The following is a 20186-nucleotide window of genomic DNA, read 5'->3' as shown; positions in this document are numbered from 1 at the left end:
CAAAGGGCTCAGTCAGATTAGTGGATGGCTTAAGAACCCGCTTACCATCTGCGAGAAATATACTCAATATTTAAAGCATCTATTTTCACAAAAAAAGAATGTATTTTTTGCAATACAAAATTTCTTTGACAATTATCTTGTCGTATTTTAAAATTCATTATATTGTTTTGTGGAATTTGTAGCTCACTTACTTGAAAATTTTGAACTGACTTCTTCACAATTAAACCTCCAGAATTACTTTATTCGCCATTTTATAGTATCAAACTTCCATTTAATATTCCTTTGAAAGTACAAGCTTAATCAATCAAATCTGGAACGATAAAGCAGTCAGATTGTATGAAAATGTGAAATAAGGTTGATGGCATACGTTAATCCTCCAATTATTCTAAAATTGATTTTAATTATACTTGAGAAATGTGACAAAAATATTACGGTTTATTATACGGCTTTCTTTTACAGAGATGCGGATTATATCATGGGAGTATCATCAAGCTGGGAAACTGGGCAATAAGCGCGAATTCATATAGAGTGGGTGTCACTGGTAGTTTTTCAATAAAGGAAGCTATTGGATATAGATATTTATATATGGCAATAGTAGTCACTAGTTTATGGATAAGACAATGGCACAGTGGTTATCTTTTATATCTGTCACTTTGGCATCTTAAAAGCAAAGATATATGAAAAATTGCTGCAAAGTAGTTAACTTTGCAGCAATTTGTATTTCTATATCAAACCAATGGTAACCCAAGAGCTAATTATTTTGCCGGATATTTATTCCTTTGAAAGCATGGAAGAATGCTTCTAGGGGAGTTAGGTTGTATGTCCCGGTTGAAAAAATGGCATTGTCAACGACCATGTCGGTGGCGACATCATACACAGCCTGGGTTACTGTTATGTAATAGGTGCTTCTTTCTTGTTTTACACGAAAGGCGCTTACCTCAGAGATAATGGCCCATCGACAGCCAGAGGCGACAGCGGCTTCCCGCCATGCATTAGGGGATGTCTGTGTATTGGCTATAACATAGTCTGGCAGTATTTTTCGGTACTCATCCTTTAATGCTTCATGCATATACCAGAAGTCTGCTGTTAAACCATCAGGAAGGTTATTTTGGAGTGGGGCAATGTAGACGCGTCCGAGGTCTGTCTGTTTTGTAGCAGGCTCGGCGGGCAGTTCCATTCCGGCCTTTACGGCCTGGCTGCGCTTATCATAATAGTTTTTTATTGCAGAATCGACATAGCTGACCAATTTATGGGGATCACCCACGGTGCCAGGCGAAGTCCATTTAATTTCTCGACCAAACTGCTGATAGCCACCAACTAAGGTTTGCAGGACGCCAGTTACCGGATCGCCCGCATTGACGATTCGTGTCAGGTGAAGAATTGGTTCGAATTTGGCGGCAAACGCGGCATTGCCCACGGCCGGTGCGCCGAAAGTAATCACTTCAATTTGTTCCGGATTTATTCCCATACTGAGGAGCCTTGCTCCGACCAATGTTGCCGCCGCACCACCTAAGCTATGACCGGTAAGATACAGTTTAGCGTTTTTATCAGCCATGAGCAGATCAGGAAGTGAGAGACGGGAGTGCTGGGGATTATGCAAGACGGCAGACGGAATCGTTTGTACAAATTCATTAAATCCTTTATGAACCTTAGGTTCTGTGTTGGGAACATCTTTTTTATTGGCATTGACTGTGAATTCTTTGGTATTGCTACCTGCAAAATAAATTTTGTCAACCTTTAGGTCGGTTTTTAGATCCTTGTTGTTTTCTGTTCCAACAATGGCAAGAAGATACTCTGGAGCACCACCTGAATGGTCTTTTTTTGCGATAAGAAAGCGGGCACCGGTATGACCCTGCGTCTGGACGTAATGATCAATCTGCCAGCCGCCTTGTGCTAAATAGCGGGTGGCCAACTCGCCGATTCGATCGCTATAAGCCGCTCCGCTAGCTCCGGCGGCAATATATAGTTTATAAGCTTCTTCATAGTCTTCTCTTGGGTCAGCGTGGACAAAAAAAGGATACCATAATAGCGTAAAACTGAACAAGAACAGTACTAGCTTCTTCATCATAAGCCTCCATGGGAGCAAATTCATTTCAGATTACCGCCACACGGATAACTCGTTTGAATGCGGCATCTACTATTTCGCTGCAGGTTAAAGCAGACTGATGAGATTATTGCAGCGTATTGGTTTCGATATTATAGGTTACGGAGTCTGCTGACCAGGTGTTATCACCTTGGGTAATCTGTACTTGACCGTTGAATATCCCTAGTTTAGTACGCCAGTTAAAGTCTGCTGTATCAGAAGTTATAGTTAAGTTAGGCTGTTTAAATGTCACGCCGCCGTCAAGCATAGCCTTCTTCTGACTGCCATATACGTAAACGCTGCCGGCTGTAAGATAAATATTATCTTGTGTAAGGGTTATGCCGTCTGAGCCCCAGACTTCCAGTGAACTCAGGCTGACTTTTGCCTGGCCCGCCGTTATGATGCGATTGGAAACTTCAATATATACATTTCCCTTTAACATATAGAGCCCGGTATTTACATCGTAGTAGGTGGTATCAGCGTTGATGATAGGCTTAGCTGCGGAAGCTATTGTAGTGCTGACAAAAAGACACGAAAGCAAGATGAGGGATAATAAAATTTTATGGTTCATATTTGATTGACCTCCCGAGCTGCTAAGATTCTGTTAGCAGGTTATTTTCTTGGCTCTTGAACATCCCGAAAAAGATTCTATTTGTTTTAATATTGAACTTTTCTAAATCAATGGAATGGCTGCATGATTCACTCCTGCAATGTTGCTCTCATGGGGACAAGTTGGACAAAAGGTTGTTCATAAGAGTGGACTTGCATCCATTGTCCATCACGTATAATCTCGACTTTTCCCAGTTTTCTGCCTTCCCAGGTCCAGGATTGAATGACTTCGCAAACCAGCTTGTTGATTTCTTCCCGTGATAAGGAAGGATCCGATTCAACGGGTATACCATGAATGATCGTATTATACATCTGCGATACCTCCTTAATTTATAGGTTAATGATGCTCGTCAACGAAAATACACAGCAAAAGCTGCTTAACGAATGTGTCCGTGGTGTTGAAATTAGTCTAAATAAAACCATCCATCCAGTTATTGACTGAATGGCGTTTTTTATATTCATTGCTCTGAATCGTTGATAACGATATGTATCGTGCCTTCTTTCATCCCTAATGCTTTTGCCATGAGCTCTTCTGCAAGCTTAAACTGGCAGGTCAGTAAATCATCAGGTGATTTCTCATAAATTGCATCAATCAGGCAATCAATAATAGCCATAATCAAATTCATTGCTGCTTTGGGATGAGAAACATGAAAATAGTTTTGCTGTTTCCCTTCTTCGATAATTTTCAGCAAAAAAGGTGCCACTAACTGGTTACCCTGGCGTGATAATTTGTCTAAGAGATGTAAAGTCCGATCATCATATAAAAAATAAAACAATAACCCTTCTTTATATTGAATGGTACGGAATATAGCCTGTAGCAGGGATTCAATTTTTTGGGGCGGGGCAATGTTTTCGGAATAAATGATCGGCGCAAATGCCGATGTGAACGTGGACATGTGCCGATTAATCAGTGCTTCTAATATTTCCTCCTTCGATTTAAAGTAATAATAGAGTGTTCCTTGAGCAACTCCCATTTTTTTTACAATGTCACTGATTGCTGTTTCATGATAGCCATTGGCATAAAACAGCGGTTCAGCAGCATCCAGGATCTCGGCTATTCGTATTTGGGGATCTTGTGGAGGACGTGCCATGGTCATCACCTCATTAATTGATTTAAGTCAAATTATAAACTTTGTTGGAATTTCATGTCAAGGTATTTTTTATTTAAAATAACAAAGGTTGGATTACAGGGACTGTCTTAAAATACAAAAGCATGAAAGACAGTCCCTTTTGTGAAAGCTCCTATTACGTAACAAATGTGAAATGATTGATTTTATCCAGGACAGAGGGGATTTGAGAAAATGTGTGGAATACAGGGAATGTGAATTATCTGTTTTTTTAGATAATTCCTAATGTGTTTACAGTACTGTGTAGACGATGGGGAACAAGGGGGGGATCTATTGTCAAAGGATGATACATCTTATGGTCTAGAACATAAGATGCATAGAAAAGAGAAAGTCTATTTAAAATTAAGAACGCTCACTCAGGAGATTGATATTAGCAAGTATAAAGTACTAGAAAAAATCGGTTTTGAAACAACCCTTTTATCAGAGAAGCTAAACATTACCAGGAATAATGTTAGCACGGAACTAAATAGCCTTGTGGCTGAGGGAAGGGTTATTAAAATCTTAGGTAAACCTGTGCGTTATCTGGATCGAATTTGGCTGGAAGCAAATGCACAGATCATGATAAAAGATCCAATCATTAAAAATGATACTGATTTTAGAAAGCTAATAATAGGAACATCGCTGCTTTGTAATGCAAAAGAAGAGGCAGTTTCTTGTAATAAAAATGAGATACATCAATTAATAGAGAATCATGTAAAACCGAAAGATGATATCTTTGAAAAAATAGTGGGTTCTAAAGATGATTTAAAGAATCAGGTAAAGCAGGCGCGGGCAGCGATTCTGTATCCGCCGAAAGGATTACATACGTTATTAATCGGTCCTACTGGAATCGGAAAGACAACTTTTGCGGAAATCATGTATCGTTATGCAATCGAGATAGGGCGATTTTCCGCCAGTGCTCCCTATGTCATATTTAATTGTGCTGATTATGCGGAAAATCTGCAGCTGTTAGTTTCACATCTTTTTGGTAATGTAAAAGGTGCTTTTACGGGCGCAGATATTGAGAAAAAAGGATTAGTGGATCAAGCAAATGGAGGAATTCTGTTTTTAGATGAAGTTCATCGTTTGCCGCCAGAGGGACAGGAAATGCTGTTTTCATTGATGGATAGAGGCAGTTATCGTCGCTTGGGGGAATCGGAAAATACCCGTAAGGCTGACATACTGATCATTGCCGCTACGACTGAAGATCCTAAGGAAGTGATCCTTGGTACGCTGCTAAGAAGAATTCCGGTAATTATTATGCTTCCTAGTTTAGCAGAGCGTTCATTGAAAGGACGAATGACCCTTATCTGTCAGTTTTTTAGAGAAGAGTCTGTCAAAATTAAAATACCTGTAACGGTATCAAAAGAGGTCCTAAAAGTATTGCTGATTTACAAATGCCCAGGTAATATAGGACAATTAAAAAATGATATCCAGCTTATGTGTGCCAATGCATTTGTAGAATATGTCACTGAGCAGCAAAGTGATGTGCATATAAAACTATCTCAGCTCTCACAGCGCTTAAAAGAAGGATTTTTCACCATTGATAATAAGAGGCAGGAAATAGCAAAAGTTTTTAATTTAAACGATTTCGAATCTATAACATTTAACGGTGCAAAGGAAGACTTACATGCAAGTCTAAAAAACGTGCTCTTGTATGACGATTATAAAACCGAAGAGGACTTTTATGATGTAATCCTTAGAAGTGCGCAGAAATTTCTAGAAAAGGGTCTTTCTGTAAATGAAATTAGAGAACGCATGAATCAGCAGATCCAAAATCGCTTTCACGATTCTTTTTCTGCAAGCCAAGATCATAATCTGTTGTTAGAAAAAGAAGTTTTGGCAAAAATCGTTACTCCCGAGATTGTCAATATCATTGAGGAATCTTTGGCAGAATCAAAAGAGGCTATGGGATTGTCATTTGATAGTAAAGTAATATACAGTCTAGCCTTACATATGGAAACTCTTGTAGAAAGGCTGCGCTTAGGGCAGATCTCCATCCATCCAAATATCAAAAAAATATATGATGAGCATCAGCTAGAAATTGCTGTTGCCGAAAAGATTAAAAACAAGCTGGAAGAGAAATTGGCAATCCATATCCCAGACGATGAAGTTGCTTTTACCGCCATGCTGCTATACTCCCTGCATGTAAAAAAGAGTGAGGAAAATATTGAGGTATTAGTTATCACTCATGGGTATGCTACAGCTACCAATATGGTTCAAGTAGCCCAAACCCTTCTAGGTTATGAATGTATTCATGCGATAGACATGCCTTTGGAAGAAAAGGTAGAAGTAATTTTGGACAAGGCAACTGAAAGGGTAAAAAAGATCAATAAGGGACGAGGCGTGCTGCTCTTAGTCGATATGGGTTCTCTTACCACCTTTTCCGAAATCATTTCAGAAAGAACAGGCATACCTACAAGAGTCGTTAAAATGGTGAGTACCCCTATGGTGATCGAAGCAGCGAGAAAAGCTATGTTACCGAATATCAGTCTTGATATGTTGGTGGAAAGTGTAAATGGAATGAGTCCGTTAATTGGCGGCAGAATAAAAGTGGATAACTCACCAGTTGAATTTGGTTACTCACCCATTATCTATCAAGAGCGTGCTATTGCTATGCTAGAAGAAATTCTCACGTTCTTAAATGTAGGGAAAGCATCAAGATTACTCAATGAAGTATTAGAAAAGGTTGCAGATACCTGTAATGGAGTTATTGATGAAAGCATCAGGATCAAATTCTTATTTCATTGTTCTTGCATGATTGAAAGAATCATAAGGAATGAACCCTTACCCTATACAAATTTCTTGCATATTAAGGAGTCCAAGGAATCTCTTTTCAAGACGATTAAAGATACGTTCATTATCGTGGAAGAGGCATTTGGCATTGAGATTCCCAATACTGAATTAGCCTATGTCGTTGAAATGATGGATGGGCATTTCAATATCCTATCGAACTAAAAGAATAGCGCAAAGAAGCTTAAGAGAAATGTAAACTCTTGAGCTTCTTTTCATTCATAAGGAGTATTCATTTACCTGTCATTTTGCGAGCATTAGTGAGCAACGGTCATGAAATAAATCACAGGAGTGTCAGAAAAGATATCCGATGCCCTTTTTTAAGGAACTTTTCTTGAGTGTCCTTTGCGTCTTTGTGGTTCGATTTGTTCTACATGTTTTAAAGGGTGCGAAGTGTTTTTCATATAATGATGTGTCTTGGATTTTGAGACACATTCCATGAAATATGACTAAGACACATTTTAAGACACATTCTTAAAAAGGGAATGCGCCCAAAGGTTAAATTTTAATTTATGTAGCAACTCTGCCTTTATATCCTAGACTATAGGCTGTTTGTCATCTGACTGGCAGGTAATGAGACACATAGTTGGCATAGGAGTTGCAGTAATACTTAGTACAAAGAAAGGAGGATTTTAATGATTGGAATTTTAGTAGTAACCCATGAAAATTTTGGTGAAGCAGCTTTACAAACTGCTCAACTAATTTTGGGGAAGCAGGAAAAGGCATTGGCGCTGGGATGTTATCGCGGAGATAGTATTGAAGCGTTTTGCGAGAAGGTCAATGCAGCCATCCAAGCATTAGATACAGGAATGGGGGTGCTGGTATTTGCTGATTTATTTGGCGCGAGTCCCTATAACAATACTGCCAAAGCGAGCAGCACCATTACCAGTAACTTTAGGTGTATTGCTGGTTTCAGTTTACCAATGATCATTGAGGCTTTTAGTATGAGAGAGTCCTATGGATTAGATGAGTTAACGAATGTATGTATCCAGACAGGTATCACGGGAATCAGAGAACTTTTTAAAGAAATTGAACGATTTGATGAAACTAATAAGTAAGAAGAGGTGGATGTTATGTTACATATTGTTCTGACTCGAATTGATGACCGATTAATACATGGTCAGGTGATTACAGCCTGGACAAAAATCACCAAAGCAGATCGAATTATTGTCGTGGATGATGAGGTAGCCGAAGATTCTTTTATGGTAAAAGTGTTAAAGATGGCGGCACCATCTTCTATAAAAGTAGATATTTTTAATACTCAGGATGCCGCTGTAACACTAGCAGGAGAAGATGCTGGCGAAAGAGTTATTATTTTAGTTAAGACGCCCAAAACCGTACTTGGTCTTATAGAGGCTGGAGTTAACATTGCCGACTTAAATCTGGGCGGTATGGGAGCAACACAGGGCAGAAAGCAGCTCTACAGAAATATTTCGATATCGGCAGAAGAAAAAGCAATATTTAAAGAACTATTGACTCTTGGCGTGGATGTTTTTGTACAAATTGTTCCTGATGCAAATAAAATGCCAATGGCAACGATGATTTAATCTTCAAAGTATATGATGCTTATCTTATACTCATCTTTTGACTGTTTACGTCTATAGGATCATTTTGGCGAGAGTACACACAAAATAAAGGAGGAAAAAAGTATGCACATCTCTTTTTTACAGGCTGCGTTAATCGGTGTCTTTTATTATCTTTCATGGAGTCCCTGGTTTACCTATGTTGGTTTCTTTACCTTTAATCGACCGCTGGTAGCTGGATTTATTACCGGTATCATTTTAGGGCAGCCCTTGGAAGGAGCATTAATTGGTGCGGGCATCAATGTTATTTATTTAGGTTTTATTTCAGCCGGTGGTGCCCAAATGGGTGACCCTTCCTTTGCAGGATACGTTGGAACGGCTCTTGCTTTAGTTTCTAACCTGGATGTAGCCACTGCCATGGCGATATCAGTACCCTTAGGAACCATTGCAACGGTGCTCTGGATTGCTAAAATGACGGTGAATTCCTTTTTTGTTCATTGGGCGGATAAAGAGGTTGAAAAAGGCAATTTAAGGCGGTTAGCCTTTATCAATGTATTTCCTCCTCAGATTTTGCTATTCTTAGTTAGTTTTATTCCTGCCACCTTGGTAGTATTCTATGGACCGGATGCTGTATCAGGAATGCTGCGAGTGATGAGTCCTAGCGTACTGCATGTGTTTACGGTAATTGGTGCCATGCTGCCTGCTCTGGGTATCGCAATGAATTTGAAATTAATTGGCAATTCCTTTACCATGCCGTTTTTTGTCTTAGGTGTTATTTTATCCGTGTATTTCAAACAGGATATATTGATTATTGCCATTATGGGTGTTGTGTTAGCCCTGACAGTAACTTCCATACGCTATTCCGGTAAAAAAGATGTCAACGTATAAATTTGAAGGAGGTAAGTTAGCATGCAAACTGCAAAGACATTAACGAAGAATGATGTGCTTAAATCTTGGTTTCGATGGTACATGTTCGCCCAATCCAATTATAACTATGAAAGAATGCAAGCTACTGCATTTGCCCATTCCATGCTGCCTGTTATCGAAAAATTATATCCTGATAAAGAAGATGCCAAGGCAGCAGTACAGCGGCATTTATCCTTTTTCAATACAGAGCCTATATGCGGCGCTGTGATTCATGGAATTACCATTGCCATGGAAGAAGAAAAAGCCAATGGCAAGCCTATTACTGATGGTGCTTTCAATGGGATTAAGACTGGTTTAATGGGACCTTTAGCAGGCATTGGGGATACATTAACCCAAGGGATTATTACTCCCATTATGCTTGCGATCTGCATTGGCATTACCAATAATCAAAATCTTGCAGGTCCCATTATCTTCTTAATTGCGCAATTTACTATTATGACTACCGTTCAACTTACCATGTGGATGAATGGCTATACCTATGGCAAGAAGGCAGTGGAGCAAATTTTAGAAGGCGGCATGATTAATAAGGTAATTGAAGGTGCATCGATTTTAGGAACTCTTGTCATGGGAGGGCTGGTAGGACGGTTTATTCCCCTGCAAACCTTAATTAGTTTCGATGTAGGTCAAGTGAAATTTAACTTACAGACCGATTTGCTTGACAAACTCATGCCAGGATTGATTCCGCTGGCATTAACTTTAATTGTTCTTTCGATGGTCAAAAAGGGTGTTTCTCCTATTAAGCTAATGGGTATCTTAATAGCCTTAGGTACTGTTACAGGAATTTTAGGTATATTTTAAGAGCTATAGTGTTTCTTATAGAATTTATCAACCACAAAGGTACAAATATAAATAGAACCCTTTGTGTACTTTGTGTCTTTGTGGTTCGATTCGTTTATATGTTTTAAAAGGAAATTTGGTGATAAGGGAGCAGCAAAGATGAATATAACACTAGATAGGATTGAGCGCTTAGAAATAGAAGATTTTTTAGGCAATGAAATACATTGCGAATGCAAAGAAGCCCATCGCGTTGCGATAGATCGTATCCTAATCGAAAAGGATGGGATTGATAAACTGCCTGAATGCTTAAGAGATTTTCAATATAAAAAAGCATTGGTCATTGCCGATCTTCACACGGATGAAGTCGCTGGCAAGCAGGTAGAAGCAGCCTTAAGGCAAGCAAACTTTGCATACAAAAAGTTTGTATTTCAAGGAGAGGGAGAGCTGGTTCCTGACGAAGCAGCCGTAGGCACATTGCTGATTCAAGTGGAAAAGGATACAGATGTAATTGTTACCATAGGTACAGGTACACTCAATGACTTAGCTAAATTTGTCAGCCACAAAATCAGCATTCCAGCTATTATTATAGCAACAGCCCCCTCCATGGATGGCTTTGCTTCCACTGGAGCCGCCTTAATTGTTGATAATCTTAAAACCTCTTTTGAATGTGTCTGTCCCAAAGCCATCATTGGAGATATTACTATAGTAAAGCAAGCACCTATGAATATGATTATCGCTGGTTTTGGGGATATTGTTGGAAAATATTCAGCTTTAACCGATTGGAAATTGGGTAAAGTGATTAATGGTGAATATTATTGTGATGTAGTTGTAAAAATGGTTACGGAATCCATGACAAAATGTATCAATAATGTAGAAGGAATAAAAAGCAGAGACGAAGGTGCCATTAAAAACTTGATGGAAGCCCTGGTAGTGACGGGGATTGCCATGAGCTTTGTCGGCAATTCAAGACCCGCTTCCGGTTCAGAGCATCACTTAGCCCATTATTGGGAGATGATGTTTTTATTTGAACATAAGAAGGCTGTTCTGCATGGTACAAAGGTAGGGATCGCTGCCGTAATTACGGCAAAGTTGAGTGAACTATTAGCCCAATCAACGATTGATTTTGACGACGCTATTAGCAAAGCCAATTCATTTGATCAGGAGCAATGGAAGAAAAGTGTTGAAAGTCTCTATCAAAAAGCTGCTCAGGAAATTATTCATATCAATGAAAAAGAACAACGAAACTCTGTAGCTAAGAGAATTGCAAGGATTCATACCATCCAAGAAAATATGGATGAAATTATCGATATCGTTAAGTGTATGCCTTCGGCAAGAAAGATTACAGCCATTCTTAAACATGCTGGAGGAGCGAGCCGTCCCAGGGAAGTCGGCATTGATGAGCAACATGTCATCAATGGCATTCTGATGGCAAAAGAAGTTCGGACAAGATATACCATCCTTAATTTATTATCTGACCTTGAACTTTTAGAAGAATTTGCTCATGAGGTTCATGATTACTTAAAGAAGGAAGAAGCATAAATGAATGGAATGGCAGTGAAAAGTAAAGCACAAGATATTTTACATAAGGTAAAATGCTTTATTCTGGATTTAGACGGAACGGTATATTTAGGTGGTAAATTATTAGATGGTGCCATTGAATTCTTAGAAACACTAGAAAAAAATAAGATTGCTTTTAAATTTTTTACCAATAATTCTTCCCAAAATGCAGAGTTCTATATCAATAAAATTCATCATATGGGCTATGATGTAAAAGAGAATGCGATGTTGATTTCAAATCATGTCATTATCCGTCATTTGCAAGAAGCAATGCCAGGGAAAAAAGTATTTCTATTGGGAAATGAATATTTAACAAGTGACTTTCAAAATTCCAATATACATTTAGTAGAAGAAGACCCGGATGTAGTAGTTGTAGGTTTTGATACAACCTTAGCTTATGAGAAGGTATCCAAGGCTTGTAAGTTTATTCGCGCAGGGGCGATTTTCTTGGGGGTTCATCCTGATTTTAATTGTCCAACGGAGGATGGCTTTATTCCCGATTGCGGGTCCATATGCGCCATGATTACAGCTTCTACTGGGATTTCACCAGAATACTTTGGTAAGCCGACAACTCATACCTTGCAGTATATTTTGAAAGATACAGGTTTCAAAGAAGAGGAAATTGCTGTGGTTGGCGACCGATTATATACGGATATTGCACTTGGCAAAGGAAATGGCTTGGTGACGATTCTGGTTTTATCAGGTGAAACTAAGTTAGGAGATTTGCAGAAGTCTGAGATACATCCAACTTTAATATTTGATTCACTAAAGGAATTAAAAGCCTATTTTGCGTAATTCTGTTCCTATTGCGTAGTTTATTTTTTGCAATAAGAAAAGCACCCTGAAGGGTGCTTTTCTCACAAACTTTAATATTTTTTATTCTTCCTCCGCAAGATCAACGTCATCAATACAACCATTGCTTGGACCAATGGCGATAATTTCATCTACATTGATTCTAACAATATCACCTTCTCGAAATAGTTCGGGATTTATGGTCTGTATTGTGGCGTTATCTCTTATTATTGCAGGTTCGCAAGATAGTGACAGTACAATAAATTCAGGCTCATCTTCCAATTTTGCTTTCACTTCCACCTTCGGCCATTCCTGCTTGCAATAACGACCTTCAAATCTCTTGATCTGTCCCTGAAATATAATACGGTCATCTGTTACTATAGTTACTGATCCGACACAGTCAACAAAGTCTTCTTTTCGAATTTTCATACATTTTTCTCCTTTTACATATATTTGGCTTTCCCCTTATATATATTACGCAATTCTAATATGTAACGTGTATAAATTCAGATGAATCTTCCTAATTTAAATAATCAATATTGCAAATAATAGTGGTACTTAAAAGGAAATAGATAAGCCAAAGAGGAAGTTATGCTGTAGAAGGCAATGAAAATGTTTTAAGGAGAGAAGACAACAGCCTTACCCATTTCCCGGAGGCGCAAGACAGCCTTCATGGTGAGAGAGTGATATTTGGACTGATCGTTCAGCTGATTTTAGAAGAAAAATCTGATGCTGAAGTAGAAAAACTTGTAAATCAAATTGATGAATTAGGACTCCCCATAAGTCTTGAGCAGCTTGGGATCATAGACAATCTTCCAGAAAAAATTACAGTAATTGCAAGAGCTGTGGATTTGAAGCGAGTTGGTTTAGATAGGGAAAATGAAGAGAATTTAAAGAAAAATATAGAAAAAGCCATTCAAAAAGCGGGTGTTATCGGTAGAAATCACAAAAGGCTGAGTATCGTAAAAAGTTAAGTACTATGATCATGGTCTTGACTAGATAAAATGATTGTTATATACTTTTTATTATACTGTACGGGGGTATGGCATAATGAGGAAGAGGAGGTGAATAAAAATGGCTCAAACGGGTGAAATCATAATAAAAATTGAGGGTATGTCTTGCGGACATTGTAAGGCAGCCGTCGAGAAGGCTCTTAAAGAAGTTGCAGGAGTTACGAGCGCTGCTGTTAATTTAGAGAAAAAAGAAGCGGTAGTGACTGGTTCTGCAGTGCTTGCCGCCCTTCACCAAGCGATAGAAGAAGTGGGTTTTGATGTAGTTGCATAATGCTATTCATAACCTAGAGGAAAATACCCTATAAAGTAGACAAGGAGATGTCTACTTTATAGGGTATTTCTTTTCAATGCAGCAAGGCTTAGGGGAAATTCTGCTCTTTCTATGGTATGATTATCTTAATAAAGCACAAAGACTTGAAAAGTAAGAAGAGCAACATTCTGACTCGAAAAGACTCTGAACATTCAATTATTACGAATTTTTACATATGTAAAAGAAAAGATAGGAGTAATCATATATGCATAGAATTGGCGTAATCGGTCCCGAACGTACTGTGGAGCGGATTCTGGAGGTGGCTGCAGACGTCAGTCATGAAGTTGAATTTATACCCTTTCCTTATGACGACGAGATGGAAATCCAAAGGATTTTACAGGAGCATCGAAGCCAGGTGAAAGGCTGGCTTTTTTCTGGTCCCGTTCCCTATATCATTGCCCAGGAGTATATAGAAGCGGATGATACGGTAGCCTATTGCCAGACAATGGGTGGAGGATTCTACCTATGCTGTCTGCAAATGGCCTTTGAGCACAAAGTGGTTTTAGAACGTATTTCTGTTGATTTCATTGAAGCGGAAGTAGATATAGAGCAATTACTCCGTGCTACGGGAATACCATGGAGCGATGTTTACATTAAGTATTACAACCGCCAATATGACCCAGAAGAGATTATTCAGTTTCATCTTCAATTGTGGCGGGAGGGGAAAATTGATGGAGTGATAACTGCTTTGCGCAGTGTTATGAATGCATTGCAAAAAGAAGACGTTCCTGTTTATCACTTTACGTTAAGTGAAAGAGAGATTTATCAATCTATCAAAATTATTATTGAGAAAGTACAGTCATCCTACTTTAAGAATACCCAAGTGGGTTTGGTGATTATTGAAATTAGCAGCTATGGAGAAATTATTGCAAGAGCGAAGACCCCCTATGATCTGCAAATCTTAGAGTTAAGGCTAAAGGCAATTTTATTGCCTCTTTGCAAGAGTTTGGATGGCTATCTGTTGGATAAAGGAACGGGCGTATATGAAATTTTTAGCTCCCGCGGGGCGGTGCAGCGGGAAATAACCATGCTGCAAGATACAATTGAGCAATTACTATTGGCAATAAATATTGATGTTCCTGTTACAGCCGGTATCGGTTTTGGGGAAACCGTTTTTGCTGGTGAGATCAACGCTCATCGTGCACTTCGCAACACTAAAGAGCAAAAGGGAGCACGTATTGTTATTGTGCAGGATGATGGCAAAATGGTTGAGGTAGTTAAAAACAACAAAGCATTAAGCTATGAATTTTATTCCAATGATACGGAGCTGCTAAAGAAGCTAAATCGAGTGAGTGTGGGAATTAAGACGTACTGCAAAATAGAAAACATTGTACAACGTATGGGGGGGAGCTCCTTTTCAATTTCTCAACTGGCTGCTCAGATGTCGGTTACCGAGCGGAATGTTCGAAGGATTATAACGAGTCTCTGTGAAGCTGGATTAGTTGAGCAGGTTGGCGAAGAGTATGCAGCAGCAAGAGGGCGGCCAAACAAACTGTACCAAATAGCCTCGTATAAAAATGAAAAACATTGATTCGTCGAGAATACCATATGCTTTTTGCATGGTATTCTCTTATTTTCCATTTAGAACAATTGAAGATATACAAAGGTACTTGCTGTTTCTAATCATGCTGCTATATAATCATTTTAGGAAAAATACCGTATATATTCCTTAAATAAAAGAGGTGATTTGCAAAAGAAAAAATATCATAAAAACAAATTTCTAAAAATAATTTGGGAGTGATGTAGTGGATATTTTACGTAATTGGAAAATTCATCTTTTAGTACTTATTATTGTTGTTATGTCAGAGAACCTTGGAATTATAAAGTATGGTCTCATTATTTTGCTGCCGCTATTGCATGCATTGGTACTTGGCGGCATCATCAGTTTTCCTAAATTTAAGATTCTATCAACAAAGCAAATGGAAGTGGCTGCTGGGATTTTGCCCATTGCTATGATGCTTTTAATCGTTAAAATTGGCTTGGATATTGGACCGAATTTATCCTTGTTATTTCATTCGAAAGGAGCGCTGCTCCTTCAAGAAATCGGCCATTTCTTCGGCACGGTTATATTAGGCTTGCCAATTGCTGTATTTTTAAGGATGGGGAGAGAATCCATTGGCGCTACGTATTCTGTTGCGAGAGAACCCAATATTGCCATTATTGCAGAGAAGTACGGACTTGATTCGCCAGAAGGACGGGGTGTAATGGCCACGTATATCTGTGGAACGCTAGTTGGCGCAGTATGGCTGTCGATTTTAACAGGGGTTGTTGCCAAATTGGGAATTCTTCATCCCTATGCATTGGCTATGGGGTCAGGTGTAGGCAGCGGCAGCATGATGGCGGCTTCAGTTGGTTCCATTATTGCAGCCTATCCGGAGATGGAACAACAAATTCGGGCCTATGCAGGGGCAGCGAACTTAATGTCTACTATCTTGGGCATTTATGTAAGTCTCTTTTTTTCTTTACCATTGGCGACCAAACTGTATAATTTTTTAAGCAAGTTTCAGAGCGATAAAGAGACTGCAAAGGAGAAGGTATAATGAATAAATTGCAGAATATGACCGTTGCCATGATACTATCAGGATTGCTTATGGCAGTTGGTAATGTCATTGGCTATCAAGTAGATTGGTATAGTTCCCTATTAGGTGTTCTTGTCATAATTGTGATTGGTCTTATTGGAATGGCTGTCAGCCAAGTGCCTGGACTGAATAAATTGCCTATGGTTTTTTGGATCTCCATTGTTGCCATTATTATTTCTCTCCCCAGTTTTCCTGGCAGCGCATGGATTATCCAAATAACAAAAAAGGTACAATTTTTAGCTGTTACTACTCCTATCTTGGCCTATGCCGGATTATCATTGGGGAAAGATATTGAGTTATTTAAAAAGTTATCTTGGAAAATCGTACCGGTAACATTGGCTGTGATGACGGGGACTTTTTTATTTGCTGCGATTATTGCCCAATTTGTCCTAAAATGGGAAGGCGCGATTTAATATAAAAAAATTGGTGCTGGAGGTAGGCTATGAAAAAGGAAGAATTAAAACAAAAGATTTGTCAGGCAATAGAAGCAAGTAAAGAACAAATCCTTGCGTTGGGAGAGTCTATCTATAAAGAACCAGAGCTGGGTTTTAAAGAAACGAAGACTGCTTCCAAGGTAGAAGAAATATTTCGTGAATTAGGCGTATCTTATGAAAAAGGGGTGGCACTTACCGGTGTCAAGGGACGTCTCAAAGGTAAAAAATCTAACCGTACCGTTGCCATACTAGGTGAGCTTGATGCTGTTACTTGCGCTGCCCATCCTGGCGCAGATCCTTTAAGTGGTGCTGCTCATTGTTGTGGTCATAACGTTCAGATTGCAATATTGATGGCTGTAGGCAGAGCCTTACTGGAAACAGGTGCCATGGAATACTTAGCTGGAGATGTAGTGCTTTTCGCTGTTCCGGCAGAAGAATATGTTGAGATTTCCTATCGCAATAAGCTTCGTGAAGAAGGTAAAATCACGTATCTTGGCGGTAAGCAGGAATTGATTCACCTGGGGGCTTTTGATGATATTGATATGGCCCTGCAAATTCATTTACTCACCAATACCCAGGCTGATAGTTTCATCCGTCTTGGCAGTACCAGTAATGGATTTATCGGCAAATTGGTTAAGTATCGAGGTAAAGCTGCTCATGCCGCAATGGCGCCTTCAGAAGGAATTAATGCTCTGAATGCAGCCATGTTAGGCATAATGGGAGTCAATGCCCAACGGGAGACTTTCCGTGAACAAGATTATGTACGGTTTCATCCGATCATTACCCAAGGTGGTGATTTAGTCAACGTAATACCCGAAGATGTGCGCATGGAAAGTTATGTTCGTGCTGCCACTATGGAGGCACTGCAAGAAAGCAATGGAAAGATTGACCGTGCCCTGCGCGCTGGTGGGGATGCAGTAGGCGCTGAAGTGTCTATTCAAAGTTTACCCGGTTATTTGCCAATGTACAATAACCAGGATCTGAATCAAGTATTTAGAGGCAATGCGGAAGTGTTATACGGACAAACCCAGGTGATTGACGGGACGCATGAAGCTGGCAGCACCGATACCGGTGATCTTTCTCATATTATGCCGACGATACATCCTTGGCTTGCTTGTGTATCAGGTGCTCTGCATAGTAAGGAATATGTTGTGGCTGATGTTCATGCGGCTTATATTAAGTCCGCCCAGGCACTGGCGATGACGATTATTGACCTATTGTATGGCGATGGTCAAGCAGCAGAGAACATATTGCATGATTATAAACCATTGTTGACCAAAGAAAAATACGTGGAATTTTTAAATTCTTTTAATCAAGCGGATTAAAAGAGTTTGGTACAAGTCATCTATTGCAATGGATAATATAAGAGGATAGATTAGAAGGGAATCACTCGCCAATGAGTGGTTCCCTTCTAAATTTGTATATCTGTTATTATGATGAGATAAATCATAGTAGCAGCTCCTTCTTAATGGTGCGTAGATATACCTTCGAAATGGGTGGTTGATCTGTTGGGATTGTTTCTATTTGTTGCGGTAAAAACATAAATAAATTATAGATTGCTATTCTTCCTATTACAAGTATTACTTATTTTGACTTGATAGCAAGTTTCAGGTTAGTATAAGAGTAATAGAAATTTCTACGAGCTGTTTGTTGAAAACTTTTTGATTGATGGTTAATTACTGGATTTAAAAGTGAGGTAGTCAATTGTGGAGGCAAGGATTTTATTTGTAGCGCCATTTGCGGATTTAGCAAAGTTGGCAGAGGAAGTGGTAGCGGAACGGTTTGCTGATTCGTCACATCTCATTAAGGTAGTCAAGGGAGATCTGCAAGAATGCATTGCTATTGTTAAGCAGGCGGTGGAAGATGGTGTTGAAGTAGTTGTTAGCCGTGGTGGTACGGCTAACTTGATAAAAAAAAATGTAAATATACCTACTGTGCATATCCAAGTCACTGTAATGGATGTGCTGCGTGCATTAAGGCAAAGCACTGAGTATCCTGAGAAAATCGGTATCGCAGGGTTTGAAAATGTGATTTATGGCTGTGAGGATTTAGCAACGCTGCTGGGCATTACTTTTGTGGAAATTGCTTTGAAAAATGAAAATGAGGCTCCAGAAAAAATTGCTGCTGCAGTAGAAAACGGCGTAGAGCTCATTGTTGGTGATGCAATATCAACGAAATTAGCGGCACGTATTGGTGTGCAGGGGGCATTGATTCAGTCTGGCAAAGAAGCAATTTATAAAGCCATCAACGAAGCAGCATTAATTGCACATATCCGGCGGGAAGAACAAGAGAAATCAGAGTTATTAGGCACTGTGATTGATACGTCAGCAGAAGGTATTATTGCAACGGATACCAATGATCGAATTACTATTTTTAATCCTATGGCGGAAAAAATTTTCCAAGTATCCCATTTGGAAGCTATCGGCAATCAGCTGCAAACCGTCATTCCCCAATTCTCGCTGGCAGGAAATGATGATTCCAGCGAGAAAATGGCTGATGTACAACGCATTGGTGATAAGACATTGACGATTAAATATAATCAAATCAAGGTGAAAGGTGAAATCATTGGCAGCATTTATAACTTCCAAAATGTATCACAATTGCAGCAGTTAGAACAGAATGTTCGTAAAAAACTACATGCCAAAGGTTTGGTGGCTCGAATAAAAATGGCTGATATTGTTGGATTATCATCAGCTTGTAATGCATTAAAACGTAAGGCCGCGAAATATGCATTGACGCAATCAACCATTTTAATTACCGGAGAGTCTGGTACCGGCAAGGAAATGCTGGTGCAAAGTATCCACAATGTGAGTACCCGAGCTGAGGGGCCTTTTGTGGCTGTAAATTGTGCAGCATTGCCTGAAAATTTATTGGAAAGTGAATTGTTTGGTTACGCGGAAGGGGCCTTTACCGGAGCTAAAAAAGGTGGCAGGCAAGGATTATTTGAACTGGCCCATGGCGGAACCCTTTTCTTAGATGAAATTGGTGAAATGCCTTTATCCCTCCAATCAAGATTACTGCGTGTATTACAGGAAAAAGCAGTGATGCATTTAGGGGGCGATACCGTTATTCCGGTAGATGTACGTATTGTTGCTGCAACCAATCAAAATTTAGCAAAACTAATCGAAGAAAAGAATTTTCGGCAAGATCTTTATTACCGGCTTAATATACTGCGTATTCATATGCCGACGTTGCGTGAAAGAATAGAAGATATCCCGCTGCTTGCAAAAGAAATGATCAAAAAAATGAAACATATCAATGGGAAGATTACGGGGATTCATTTGGAAGCCAGGGAGTATTTAAAGCAGCGCAACTGGCCAGGAAATATTAGACAACTGGCAAATACAATAGAGCGAGCTATGCTCTTAAGCAGCGGACCAATTATTAGCAAGCAGGATATGATTGAAGCCTATGATGAAGAAGGCGAATCAGTAGGAGAAGGAAGCCGCGAAAAAGGTGAGATGAAAGATAGTTTGGCTATGGTGGAACATGAGATCTTACTGCGTGTGCTGAGGGAAGAGGAATATAATTATAATCGGGCAGCAGCCAGGCTTGGGATTCATCGAACTACCTTATGGCGAAAATTAAATGCCAAAGCAGCAAAAAAATAATGCGTGCATATTGCACTAAAAACGTTGCAGAAATGCAACGTATTTTTTATGTTGCAGAAATAAATCCAGTAT

General features: G+C 39.3%; 20 protein-coding genes. 14 read left to right on the top strand and 6 right to left on the bottom strand.

What is annotated here, in order from left to right; genetic code table 11:
* Positions 1–41: 41 nt before the first annotated feature.
* The 5 genes from LMF89_RS01080 to LMF89_RS01060 form a co-directional block, all read right to left on the bottom strand.
* On the bottom strand, positions 42–218 hold the full coding sequence (locus LMF89_RS01080; protein WP_229533486.1) for a hypothetical protein: 177 nt from the start codon (positions 216–218) through the stop codon (positions 42–44).
* Between the two features lie 533 nt (positions 219–751).
* A complete protein-coding gene (locus LMF89_RS01075) occupies positions 752–2068 on the bottom strand; it encodes a lipase family protein (RefSeq protein ID WP_229533485.1) in 1317 nt (438 codons plus the stop codon).
* Positions 2069–2171: 103 nt separating this feature from the next.
* Complete coding sequence (locus tag LMF89_RS01070; protein ID WP_007960108.1) at positions 2172–2654, bottom strand: LptA/OstA family protein; 483 nt, start codon at positions 2652–2654, stop codon at positions 2172–2174.
* 128 nt (positions 2655–2782) lie between these two features.
* Positions 2783–3004 carry a hypothetical protein gene (locus LMF89_RS01065; protein ID WP_229533484.1) on the bottom strand — a complete coding sequence of 74 codons (222 nt, stop codon included), beginning with the start codon at positions 3002–3004 and terminating at the stop codon, positions 2783–2785.
* Positions 3005–3150: 146 nt separating this feature from the next.
* Positions 3151–3783 (bottom strand): TetR/AcrR family transcriptional regulator, encoded by a 633-nt coding sequence (locus LMF89_RS01060; RefSeq protein ID WP_229533483.1) that lies wholly within the window; start codon positions 3781–3783, stop codon positions 3151–3153.
* 309 nt (positions 3784–4092) lie between these two features.
* Here LMF89_RS01060 and LMF89_RS01055 point away from each other — a divergent pair, with 309 nt between their 5' ends.
* The 7 genes from LMF89_RS01055 (at position 4093) to LMF89_RS01025 (ending at position 12170) form a co-directional block, all read left to right on the top strand.
* Positions 4093–6756: a sigma-54-dependent transcriptional regulator gene (locus LMF89_RS01055; RefSeq protein ID WP_229533482.1), complete on the top strand. Its 2664-nt coding sequence runs from the start codon at positions 4093–4095 to the stop codon at positions 6754–6756.
* A gap of 470 nt (positions 6757–7226) precedes the next feature.
* On the top strand, positions 7227–7649 hold the full coding sequence (locus LMF89_RS01050; protein WP_007960114.1) for a PTS sugar transporter subunit IIA: 423 nt from the start codon (positions 7227–7229) through the stop codon (positions 7647–7649).
* A gap of 15 nt (positions 7650–7664) precedes the next feature.
* On the top strand, positions 7665–8138 hold the full coding sequence (locus LMF89_RS01045; RefSeq protein WP_229533481.1) for a PTS sugar transporter subunit IIB: 474 nt from the start codon (positions 7665–7667) through the stop codon (positions 8136–8138).
* 102 nt (positions 8139–8240) lie between these two features.
* A complete protein-coding gene (locus LMF89_RS01040; protein ID WP_229533480.1) occupies positions 8241–9002 on the top strand; it encodes a PTS mannose/fructose/sorbose/N-acetylgalactosamine transporter subunit IIC in 762 nt (253 codons plus the stop codon).
* A 21-nt stretch (positions 9003–9023) separates the two neighbouring features.
* Positions 9024–9839, top strand: a complete 816-nt coding sequence (locus LMF89_RS01035; protein WP_229533479.1) for a PTS system mannose/fructose/sorbose family transporter subunit IID — start codon at positions 9024–9026, stop codon at positions 9837–9839.
* A 138-nt stretch (positions 9840–9977) separates the two neighbouring features.
* Positions 9978–11357, top strand: coding sequence for a sn-glycerol-1-phosphate dehydrogenase (locus LMF89_RS01030; protein ID WP_229533478.1), 1380 nt, complete (start codon positions 9978–9980; stop codon positions 11355–11357).
* The gene (locus LMF89_RS01025; protein WP_229533477.1) at positions 11358–12170 is read left to right on the top strand and encodes an HAD-IIA family hydrolase; all 813 of its coding nucleotides are present in this window, start codon (positions 11358–11360) and stop codon (positions 12168–12170) included.
* Positions 12171–12251: 81 nt separating this feature from the next.
* Here LMF89_RS01025 and LMF89_RS01020 read toward each other — a convergent pair whose 3' ends face one another.
* Entirely contained in the window at positions 12252–12596 is a 345-nt protein-coding gene (locus LMF89_RS01020; protein ID WP_229533476.1) for a hypothetical protein, read from the bottom strand.
* A gap of 254 nt (positions 12597–12850) precedes the next feature.
* On the opposite strand from LMF89_RS01020, the gene LMF89_RS01015 reads away from it, so the two are divergent.
* The 7 genes from LMF89_RS01015 to LMF89_RS00985 all read left to right on the top strand — a co-directional run bounded on the left by LMF89_RS01015 (position 12851) and on the right by LMF89_RS00985 (position 20114).
* Entirely contained in the window at positions 12851–13141 is a 291-nt protein-coding gene (locus LMF89_RS01015) for a dehydroquinate synthase/iron-containing alcohol dehydrogenase family protein (protein WP_229533475.1), read from the top strand.
* Between the two features lie 100 nt (positions 13142–13241).
* Complete coding sequence (locus tag LMF89_RS01010; protein ID WP_229533474.1) at positions 13242–13451, top strand: CopZ family metallochaperone; 210 nt, start codon at positions 13242–13244, stop codon at positions 13449–13451.
* Between the two features lie 244 nt (positions 13452–13695).
* Entirely contained in the window at positions 13696–15021 is a 1326-nt protein-coding gene (locus tag LMF89_RS01005; RefSeq protein ID WP_229533473.1) for a helix-turn-helix domain-containing protein, read from the top strand.
* Positions 15022–15235: 214 nt separating this feature from the next.
* Positions 15236–16030, top strand: a complete 795-nt coding sequence (locus LMF89_RS01000) for a DUF3100 domain-containing protein (RefSeq protein ID WP_229533472.1) — start codon at positions 15236–15238, stop codon at positions 16028–16030.
* Complete coding sequence (locus LMF89_RS00995; protein WP_229533471.1) at positions 16030–16482, top strand: hypothetical protein; 453 nt, start codon at positions 16030–16032, stop codon at positions 16480–16482. The genes LMF89_RS01000 and LMF89_RS00995 overlap by 1 nt, the downstream gene beginning before the upstream one ends.
* Before the next feature lie 29 nt (positions 16483–16511).
* Positions 16512–17828: an amidohydrolase gene (locus tag LMF89_RS00990; RefSeq protein ID WP_229533470.1), complete on the top strand. Its 1317-nt coding sequence runs from the start codon at positions 16512–16514 to the stop codon at positions 17826–17828.
* Positions 17829–18209: 381 nt separating this feature from the next.
* Positions 18210–20114, top strand: a complete 1905-nt coding sequence (locus tag LMF89_RS00985; protein ID WP_229533469.1) for a sigma 54-interacting transcriptional regulator — start codon at positions 18210–18212, stop codon at positions 20112–20114.
* Positions 20115–20186: the final 72 nt, after the last annotated feature.

The sequence above is a fragment of the Pelosinus baikalensis genome (assembly GCF_020819555.1).
In the GTDB taxonomy this organism is placed as follows: Bacteria; Bacillota; Negativicutes; order DSM-13327; family DSM-13327; genus Pelosinus; species Pelosinus baikalensis.
This window is presented reverse-complemented; position numbering and strand designations above follow the sequence as displayed.